The organism is uncultured Polaribacter sp. (genome assembly GCF_947497125.1).
GTDB lineage: Bacteria > Bacteroidota > Bacteroidia > Flavobacteriales > Flavobacteriaceae > Polaribacter.
This window is the reverse complement of record NZ_CANMFI010000002.1, coordinates 394107-404089: the sequence shown is the minus strand read 5'-3', so window position 1 is coordinate 404089 and position 9983 is coordinate 394107. Positions and strand designations below refer to the sequence as shown.

Below are 9983 nucleotides of genomic sequence, written 5' to 3'. Positions count from 1 at the left end.
AACTACCTTTTACTCGTTCTTTATAAGAACTGCTAACTAAAATTTAAAAAAATGAAAAAACTACACCTTTTTTTACTATTACTATCTTTTACATATCTGCAATCACAAAATTTTTCTGATTCGCCTTGGCATATTGAAGCAGATAAGATAGATGCTAATAATTATTACGGTATTACGGTAGCCAATGGTATGGTAGGTATGGTATCTTCTGCAGAGCCATTAAAAGTAGATGAAGTTATTTTAAATGGTGTTTATGATTATTACCAAAGAGGCAGGGTTAGTAATATTTTAAAAACCTTTAGTCATATGAATATGCATTTAGAGGTTGATGGTGTAAGAATTGATAAAAAAACAATAGAGAAATATAAGCAAACGCTAGACATGAAAAAAGCAACGCTAATTACTACCTTTAATGTTGGTAATAAGCTTTCTGTTGTTCATAAAAATATGTCTTTAAGAAATTTGCCTTTTAGCGCTATGAGTATTGTAGAAATTACCGCTAAAAAAGATGTGGAAATTACTCCTATTAATTATATTACTGCACCAAATCACCTTAAAGACGTTCGTAATTTATACTCAGAAATCGATAGGCCGCATGTTTTAATTCCGCTAATGACATCTTTGGCATTTAGCCCTGGTGATAAAAAAGTGGCAACTTCAACTTCATTTATTTTTCCAGAAAAACATGGAAAGGAACCTCATATAATTCATGAAGATTGGGATTATAATATGCATCTAATGAAATTTAGAAGAAAATTAAAGGCCGGTGAAACATATCGATTTGCTTTGGTAGGTAGCACCATGTCTTCTGTGCATAATAACGACCCATTAAACGAAGTAGAACGGTTAACTATTTTTGCAAAACTAGAAGGAATTGAACGATTAGAAAAAGCACATAACAGTGCTTGGAATACCTTGTGGGAGAGTGATATTGAAATAACAGGAGACCTAAAATCTCAAAGAGCAGTAAGATCTGCACTATACCACTTATATTCTTTTGCCAGAAAAGGCACAGCATATTCACTTTCGCCAATGGGATTGTCTGGGTTAGGCTATAACGGTCACGTGTTTTGGGATACTGAATTATGGATGTATCCTCCGCTTTTAGTATTACAACCAGACATTGCAAAATCTTTATTAGAATATCGTTTCGAGCGTTTAGCAGCTGCTAAAGCAAATGCTTTTGCACATGGTTATGATGGAGTTATGTTTCCTTGGGAATCTGCAGAAGATGGATCAGAAGATACACCTGTTTGGGCATTAACCGGCCCTTTTCAGCAACACATAACAGCTACTGTTGGCTGGGCTTTCTGGAAATATTTTGAAGTAACACAAGACACCGATTGGTTAGAAACACGCGGATATCCTGTGTTAAAAGAAGTTGCAGATTTTTGGGCAAGTAGAGTTGAAAGAAATGGCGAAAATGCTTACGATATAAAAAATGTAATTGGCGCCAATGAATGGGAAGAAAACATAGACAACAATGCTTTTACCAACGGTATGGTTAAAACAGTTTTAGAATACGCTTCTTTAGCCGCAGAAAAATTAAATAAAAAACCAAATGCAGATTGGAGGCATGTAGCAAAAAACATTCCTATTCTTACATTCGAAGATGGTACAACAAAAGAAAACAGTACCTACAACGGTGTAACTATAAAACAAACCGATGTAAACTTATTGGCTTTTCCATTAAAAATTGTTACTAAAAAAGAACATATTTTAAAAGACTTACAATATTACGAACCTAAATTGGCAAAAGACGGCCCAGCAATGGGAAGTGCTATTTTATCTGTATTATACTCTCGAATAGGAAATACCTCGAAAGCTTTTGAGTTATTTGAAAAAAGTTATTACCCGAATGAACTACCTCCTTTTGGGGTATTGGCAGAAACTGCAGGCGGTACAAATCCTTATTTTGCAACAGGTGCAGGCGGAATGTTACAATCTGTTTTATTTGGTTTTGGAGGTTTAGAAATAACCCCAAACGGTATCTCAGAATTAAAGTCGACACTACCAAGAAAATGGAGTTCATTAACTTTAAAGGGTGTTGGGTTGAATCAAAAAACAATACAAAAAAAATAATGTCGAAAATAGCTTGTTTTGGTGAAGTGCTTTGGGATGTTTTTCCTACGCATAAAAAAATTGGTGGCGCACCATTAAATGTAGCACTTAGGCTTCATTCTTTTACCAATAATGTTGCCATAATTAGTAGTGTTGGTAATGATGATGAAGGCTTAGAAATTATCAATTATATAAAAGAACAGGGATTATCGGTAGATTTTATTCAAAAAAATACCGACTACAATACTAGTAATGTAAAGGTGCTTTTAGACGATAAAGGTGCTGCTAGCTACACCATAAAACAACCTTGTGCTTGGGATTATATTGAGAATAATAATGCCATTAAAGAAGTGGTTACTAATTCTGATGCTTTTATTTTTGGAAGCTTAGTAGCAAGAAATAACACCTCTAAAGAAACACTTGTCAACTTATTAAGTAGTGCTAATTTTACTGTTTTTGATGTTAATTTAAGACCGCCACATTACCAATTAAATGTGTTAACCGAGTTTATGCAAAAAGCATCATTTATAAAGTTTAATGATGATGAACTTTTTGAAATTAACCAATCTTTAGGATACAAAAATCAAAGTTTAAAAGAAAACATACAATACATAGCCAAACACACAAATACCAATAAAATTTGTGTTACAAGAGGCGCAAATGGTGCCATTCTTTTTTATGAAAATCAATTTTATGAAAACAATGGCTATGCAATTAAAGTAGCAGACACTGTTGGCTCTGGAGACTCTTTTTTAGCAACATTAATACATCATTTATTAAAAAAAACCAACCCACAAATAGCAATCAACACAGCTTGTGCTGTAGGTGCTTTAGTAGCAAAAAACCAAGGAGCAAACCCTAAAATATCATCAGAAGACATTAAAAAAATAATGACTCTTTAAATACCAATGTTATTGTTTAATAGCAGAAATCAACTCTTTTAAAAATAGGTTTTCGTTAAAATTCTTAAGACCAAAGCGCACAATAACCATGTCTTGGTCGGGTAAAATATAAATTCGTTGCCCTTGATATCCGTCTGCAAAATACATGTTTTTAGGCACGTCTTTAAACTGATTTTCTGTATTTAACCAAAATTGTGCTCCATAAGTTCCGTTAGATGTTGGTGTGGGTGTAGTTACATAGTTTACCCATTGCTTATCAAAAATTTGAGTGCCATTCCAAGAGCCATTGTGCAAGTACAACAAACCAAACTTTGCCCAATCTCTAGCAGTTGCCCAAGCATAAGAAGAGGCAACGTAATTACCACTTAAATCTGCCTCTAAAACCATAGAGTGCATGCCTATTTTATCTATGAGTTGGGCATACCAAAAATCTAAATAAGATTGGTGTGTTTTAAATTGTTTTCTTACAATACCAGACAATAAATTTGAGGTGCCAGAAGAATAATTAAACGATTCGTTTGGCTTACCAATTAAAGGCTTTAACTCTTGTGCCTTGGTCATGTCTCTGTCTAAAAAAAGCATTTTAGTAACGTCAGATATTTTATCATAATTTTCATCCCATTCTAGGCCAGAATTCATTTGTAATAAATTATTAATCGTAATATTTTTTCGGTCATCATTTTGCCAAGACAAAATTGGTGCTTTATCGCTTACTTTTAATTTATTCTGATGCTCTAAAACCCCGAAAACAGTACTTAAAAGACTCTTGGTCATAGACCATCCTAAAATTTTAGACTCTTTGGTAAAACCTTCGTCATATTTTTCTGCAATAATATGGTCTTTGTAAAGCACCAAAACTGCCCTTGATTTATCAACCCCAAAAATAGAAGCAACTGTTTTATTTAATTTTTGATAATCTATATTGTTAAAAACGGAATCTTTGTTTGGTAAGTTTCCGTAAGGGTACGCAACAGAGGTGTAATTTTTAGCTCTATTAGGGCTTAAGTAGCTTGCAGATACATCTGCGTCGTCTGTAATTAAAACGGTTCCTAAACCTGCTCTTTTTACCGCCTTTCTGGTTAACAATCCAAAAGCAGATGAAGTAGCTGTGTTTGATTTTAGATCTACTTTATTTGACGCTAAATTAATCGGAGAAAAGTTATTATCTGTTGTGTCTGTAAAAGAAAGTGTTCTATTGGCTACAAAAACAGATGAAGCTGTGTTTTTTGCCGCGTAACCTGCCAAAAGATCTAGTTTCGAATAATTATAAACTACCGTTATTAAAATAAAAAAGAGTAGTAAAAGTAGAAATCGTTTAAAAATTTTCATTTGATATGTGATTTAATGATGTAAAAATAAGAAAATCATATTCAGTTTATGAAAACTTTAAAATTACATCTATTATCTTTGTAACTAAATGTGATTAGTATGATTAATGTTGATAAAATTCGAGCAGATTTTCCTATTCTAAAAAGACAAGTAAACGGCAAGCCTTTAGTGTATTTTGATAATGCCGCTACCTCTCAAACCCCACAAGTTGTAATTGATAGTATTGTAGATTATTACAGCAATTACAATGCTAATATTCACAGAGGTGTACATACCTTAAGTCAAGAGGCAACAGATAAATACGAAGAAGCACGTTTAAAAATTCAACATCATTTTAACGCAGCACATGCTTATGAAATAATATTAACTGCTGGTACCACACATAGTATTAATATGGTGGCAGCAGGATTTGCAACTCTTTTAAATAAGGGTGATGAAATAATTGTGTCTGCTTTAGAACATCATTCTAACATAGTGCCTTGGCAAATGTTGTGTGAAAAAACAGGGGCTATTTTAAAGGTAATACCAATGTTGATAGATGGTTCTTTAGACATGAAAGTATATGACGAATTGGTTAACGAAAAAACAAAACTTGTCTTTTGCAACCATGTTTCAAATGCTTTAGGTACTGTAAATCCAATAGAAGAAATTATAGAAAAAGCACACCAATTTAACGCAGCTGTTTTAATTGATGGCGCGCAAGCTACACCGCATATAAAACCAGATGTTCAAGCTTTAGATGTAGATTTTTATGTAGCCTCTGCCCATAAATTATGTGGACCAACCGGTGTTGGTTTGTTATATGGTAAACAAGAGTGGTTAGAAAAACTACCACCTTACCAAGGTGGGGGAGAAATGATTGCTACGGTTTCTTTTGAAAAAACAACCTATGCAGGTTTACCTCATAAATTTGAAGCTGGTACACCAAACATTTGTGGAGGTATTGCTTTTGGTGCGGCCTTAGATTATATGAACTCTGTAGGGTTTAACAACATTGCCAAATACGAAGAAGAACTTTTAAATTACGGAACCCAAGAGTTGCTAAAAATAGCAGGTTTAAAAATATACGGAACAACGGCTAAAAAGACAGCGGTTATTTCTTTTAATGTAAATGAAATTCACCCGTATGATATTGGTGCTATTTTAGATAAATTAGGTATTGCAGTAAGAACGGGGCATCATTGTGCACAACCAATCATGGATTTTTATAAAATACCTGGTACCGTTAGAGCTTCTTTTTCTTTTTACAATACAAAAGAAGAAATAGATGTATTGGTAGCTGGTTTAAAAAGAGCTGTACAAATGCTTTCTTAAAGCTCTTTACTATCATAAAACAAAAAAGGTTGAGAATTAAATTCTCAACCTTTTTTATTTACTAAAATGTATTCTCTTATTGTAAAGTAGGAGAATAATTTGTAGGATAGTCTTGTGCTTTAGCCAATCCATTTGTAGCTGTTGTAAAATTAGAACCGTAAGTATTATCAATAGCTTTTAAAAAGCTGTTTGCCATTAACGCATAACCTCTACCTGTTAAATGTACACCATCTAAACTTACTAATCCACCAAAAACTAAACTAGTATCCATAGGTTGGTTGTCAAATGAAATCCCAGTAGTTGAAGCTTCTATTAAAACAGCATTTAAGTCTACTAATGCTAACCCTTTAGCAGAAGCAATAGCAGAAATAGATGCATTATAAGCAGTTGTAGCATTTTTAATTTCCATTTGTTCTTCAGGTAACAAAACATAAGTATCTCCTAATGGAGTTTGTGAACCAACCCCTGTTGGAAGTAAACTAGATGCAGGCAACAAAATTAAATCTTCTGGCGTTGCTTGTCTCATACTTATTAAGCTTGGGTTTATTGCTGTTAAATCAGTTAAGTTTTCATCCATTATAACAATTGCATTTTGACCCACAGAAAAATTTATTGTTCTTTTAGCAATTTCCGCATCGGCCATTTCTTGTGTCATCGGTGTATTTGCTACTAAAAAAGCAAAACCTTGTTTTATCCCTTCGTTATAAGCTGCATAACCTGTATTTAAAGCAGTTACATTTGGCTCTCCTAATGGAACTGCGTTATATGTTACAGTTGTAAAATAAGATAAACTTGTAATATCAGGTAAATTACCTATCGCTCCCTTTGCTCCATTAGCGGTTAACCCATTTACTAATGTATTTAAAGCAAAATCAAAAGTAGCTATGTCTGTAATTACATCAGAACCATCACCTCCGGAAGTTGCATAACCTAACACATCATTACCACCAACTTCAGATAAAGTAAAAAAGGTTGGGTTTTGTTCTTCTGCCAATTCTAAAATAGATTTATTAGGCGAAGTGCCTGTCATTCTAACCGCATAAGGGTTTGCTGCTGCAGGAAAATTAGCCAAACTACCATAACCTGGTGCTATTAAATGAAAGCTTTTTGCCCCAGGTACCCCTAGGTTATTAAAAGGGCCTGTAGGATTATTTAAAGCAAAATCTGTAGTAGACATTGCCGAAGGGTTTAAGTTTTTTAATGGTACTGGTCCTGCACCTCCAAAAACCAATCTCTCTGAAAAAAGACGCTCATTAGTTACAGGGCTAATCACTGAACTTCCTGCAACAATTAAGCCACCAAAATTGTCATTCATTAAAGGTTGCTTAAATTCTGTACCAAACTTTTCTGCTAAGATGTTTGGAAACGAATTTTCTTGCCCAGCAATAAACAAACCATTATCTGTAAAACCTGCTGTAAATGAAGCACCAACAGCAATGTATTTAGAGAAATCTATGTCGTTTTTATTTAAGGCTACTTCTGGCATTGTAGCTCCTTCAATTACATCTAATTCGTTGTTTACATCACAAGATGCAAAACCAACAGATATAAGAAGTGCTGCTATATATTTATAATTTTTCATGAAATATGTTATTATTTATTAGTTATTGATTGTCCAAGATAAGTAATATTGAGAACCTATTGCACCCACACCAGGTGCGCTTAAATACTCTTGACCAGTTAAGTTAGCGCCTCCTAATTTAAAGATAGATTTCATGCTTGGAATAGCATAGTTAATCTGTGCATCTAAGACAGTTCTTGCATTAATAGTACCATCTATAAAAGTAGATTCCCATCTAAACTCATTTTGCCATCTAGCATTAACATTAAAACCAAAGTTTTTAAATAAGTCTGTTTTTCCAAACTGTAATTTAAATTTGTGCTCTGGTGTGTTAAAACCTGCTTCAAAATCTGGGTTAGCAGCTTGGTCAAATTCAAATCTAGATAATGTATAGTTTACACCAACATCAAAACCATTTAAAATTTTTGTGTTTAAACCGATACTTGCCCCATATGAACTAATATCTGCTTTAGAGTTACTATATAATTGAAAAATTTTAACACCTCCTGTTGCATTGTATGGTACAATAACATTTGTATTGGCAATAAAATCTTCATATTGGTTATAATAAACACTTAAGTCGATTGTAAGTCTGTTTGAGTTATATGTATTTACCAAACCTCTATATCCTAATTCAAAAGCAGTTACTTTTTCTGGTTTTACAAAATCTACATCAGCACTCTGCGCACCACCACTAGATACTGTTCTTGCATTTTGATATACATCTCTTCCTGTAATAGTGTATGAGGTACCATTGTCTGTAAAAGTTGTACTAAATCTGTCTAGGTTATCTTCTACACCACCTAATAAAATAGCATTCCCTACGTCTAAACCAATGTACTGGTCTTGTGTTGTTGGGTTTCTAAAACCTGTTTGAAAAGAGGCTCTAAAATTTTGATTTTTATTTTCTCCTCCTGCATAGGCAAAAGAAACTCTTGGAGAAAAATTACCTTCAAAGTTTTGAGCTTTGTCATAACGTATAGAAGCTGTAACTTTTAAACGATCTTCTTCTAAAAAGCTTTTTTGAGCTTGTGTGTAAACACCATATTCATCATAATCAATTGGTCCGTTTACATCTGTAAAAATATTACCAAAAGAGTTTAAAGAATATCTTCTGTAAGAACCCCCTACTTGAATTTCTGCGAAGTCTATAATGTCTTGAAAATTATAATTAGCATCTGCATGATACAATTTTGTTTCGTCTCTAAACTTTGCTCCTGTTATTAAATCTGGATCTGCAGTAATTCTATCAAAAGCCTCTTGAAAACCTGCTGTTCCAGGTATTAAACGGTTCCTATCTGCAAAAGCTCTTGCGGCTTCATGAGAACTAGCAGTAACACCAGGCACTCCACCCAAATATGCCCCTGCATATTCTGAAAACCAATTTTGGTCAGAACTCCAAGCTCTATTTATGTTTAAAGCTGCAAATAAAGTGTTGTAAGAATCTCCAGCATCTTCACTTGTTACATATCCTCTTACAAAGAAGTTTTTTCCTCTTACTTCTAGTTTGTGTTGTTGCATTAAGAAGTTTTTAATGGCATATTTTTGTCCTCCTAAATATTGAGTGTCACCAGTACCTACTTTAGAATTCAAAATAAGCTCTAAACGATCATCTCCGTATGGACGATAATTTAAAGAACCACCAAATTTTATACTTTTAACTCCATAATCCATCAAGTCTCTTTCGTTGTAACCTGTTCTAGAAACACGTCCTATTGCTCCACCAAAGTCATTAGAAGCGACATCTCCGTATACATTAACTCCGTTGTAATTTGGGTCAGATCTATCTCCCGGAATATATTCGTCTCCGTTTGTGTTTCTATAATCTGTTGCATACCAATCTGTACCTTCTAAGATAGATAACGTTGCTTTAGCTGCTAATTTATTTGAAAAAGCATAAGCCATTCTTAAATTAAAATCAGTAAACTCATTGTTACCACCAGCATCTTGACTTGTAACACCTCCTTTTAAAGAAACACTAATTCCTTGATCATCAAATGGGTTTTTACTGGTCATAAACATAATACCGTTAAAGGCATTTGCACCATATAAAGCAGAAGATGCACCAGGTAATAATTCTACTGTTTTTACGTCTAATTCAGACATTCCTAAAAGGTTTCCTAAAGCAAAGTTTAAAGCCGGAGAAGAATTGTCCATACCGTCTACCAGTTGCATAAAACGGGTATTCGAAAATGTTGCAAAACCACGTGTATTTACCGATTTAAATGTTAAACTATTTGTATTTACATCTACACCTTTTAAGTTTTCTAAGCCATCATAAAAAGAAGGCGCCGAAGTATTTTTAATTGCTCTAGAGTCCATTCTTTCTACAGTAACAGGAGACTCCATAATACGTTCTGGAGTTCTAGAAGCAGAAACCACAATTTCATCTAAAGATGTTGCGTTTTCTGTTAAGTTTACCGTTACTTCTTGGTTGTTTTTTGTAATTTCAACCTCTGCAGATTTAAACCCAAGTACAGATACTTCTATTGTAAAAGGGGGGTTATCTGATACATTTAAAATAAAATTACCATCAAAATCTGATGTTGTTCCTACCGCTTTTCTAGCAACTTTAATATTTGCTCCAGGAAGTGTTTCTCCCGTTTTAGCATCTTTAACTGTACCAGTTACAGTAGTTTGAGCCACCATTGCAAGACTGCTAAAAGCGATACATGCAATAAGTAAAATCTTTTTTATCATAATTATAATTATTTGTTAACTTTTATGCAAAGTACAATATTTTTTGAATATTGTATTAATTGCACCTAAATTTTCTCTTTTTGATATTTTAAAAGACTATTAAAATATTAAACAAC

General features: G+C 33.4%; 6 protein-coding genes. 3 read left to right on the top strand and 3 right to left on the bottom strand.

Annotation, left to right across the window (positions count from 1 at the left end):
- The first annotated feature begins 51 nt into the window (after window positions 1-51).
- Both Q0678_RS04905 and Q0678_RS04900 read left to right on the top strand, forming a co-directional pair.
- Window positions 52-2082, top strand: coding sequence for a glycoside hydrolase family 65 protein (locus Q0678_RS04905; protein ID WP_299054732.1), 2031 nt, complete (start codon window positions 52-54; stop codon window positions 2080-2082).
- Window positions 2082-2963: a carbohydrate kinase gene (locus Q0678_RS04900; RefSeq protein WP_299054730.1), complete on the top strand. Its 882-nt coding sequence runs from the start codon at window positions 2082-2084 to the stop codon at window positions 2961-2963. The genes Q0678_RS04905 and Q0678_RS04900 overlap by 1 nt, the downstream gene beginning before the upstream one ends.
- A 9-nt stretch (window positions 2964-2972) precedes the next feature.
- Here Q0678_RS04900 and Q0678_RS04895 read toward each other — a convergent pair whose 3' ends face one another.
- Complete coding sequence (locus Q0678_RS04895) at window positions 2973-4292, bottom strand: serine hydrolase (RefSeq protein ID WP_299054728.1); 1320 nt, start codon at window positions 4290-4292, stop codon at window positions 2973-2975.
- Window positions 4293-4391: 99 nt separating this feature from the next.
- Between Q0678_RS04895 and Q0678_RS04890 the strand changes: the two genes are divergently transcribed.
- Window positions 4392-5606: an aminotransferase class V-fold PLP-dependent enzyme gene (locus tag Q0678_RS04890; RefSeq protein ID WP_299054726.1), complete on the top strand. Its 1215-nt coding sequence runs from the start codon at window positions 4392-4394 to the stop codon at window positions 5604-5606.
- Window positions 5607-5682: 76 nt separating this feature from the next.
- Here Q0678_RS04890 and Q0678_RS04885 read toward each other — a convergent pair whose 3' ends face one another.
- Entirely contained in the window at window positions 5683-7188 is a 1506-nt protein-coding gene (locus tag Q0678_RS04885; protein ID WP_299054724.1) for a G-D-S-L family lipolytic protein, read from the bottom strand.
- Between the two features lie 18 nt (window positions 7189-7206).
- Window positions 7207-9867: a TonB-dependent receptor gene (locus Q0678_RS04880; protein WP_299054722.1), complete on the bottom strand. Its 2661-nt coding sequence runs from the start codon at window positions 9865-9867 to the stop codon at window positions 7207-7209.
- Window positions 9868-9983: the final 116 nt, after the last annotated feature.

Coding starts and splice junctions, on each gene's coding strand:
- Q0678_RS04905 (WP_299054732.1), top strand. CDS start 52: ATGAAAAAACTACACCTTTTTTTACTATTACTATCTTTTACATATCTG.
- Q0678_RS04900 (WP_299054730.1), top strand. CDS start 2,082: ATGTCGAAAATAGCTTGTTTTGGTGAAGTGCTTTGGGATGTTTTTCCT.
- Q0678_RS04895 (WP_299054728.1), bottom strand. CDS start 4,292: ATGAAAATTTTTAAACGATTTCTACTTTTACTACTCTTTTTTATTTTA.
- Q0678_RS04890 (WP_299054726.1), top strand. CDS start 4,392: ATGATTAATGTTGATAAAATTCGAGCAGATTTTCCTATTCTAAAAAGA.
- Q0678_RS04885 (WP_299054724.1), bottom strand. CDS start 7,188: ATGAAAAATTATAAATATATAGCAGCACTTCTTATATCTGTTGGTTTT.
- Q0678_RS04880 (WP_299054722.1), bottom strand. CDS start 9,867: ATGATAAAAAAGATTTTACTTATTGCATGTATCGCTTTTAGCAGTCTT.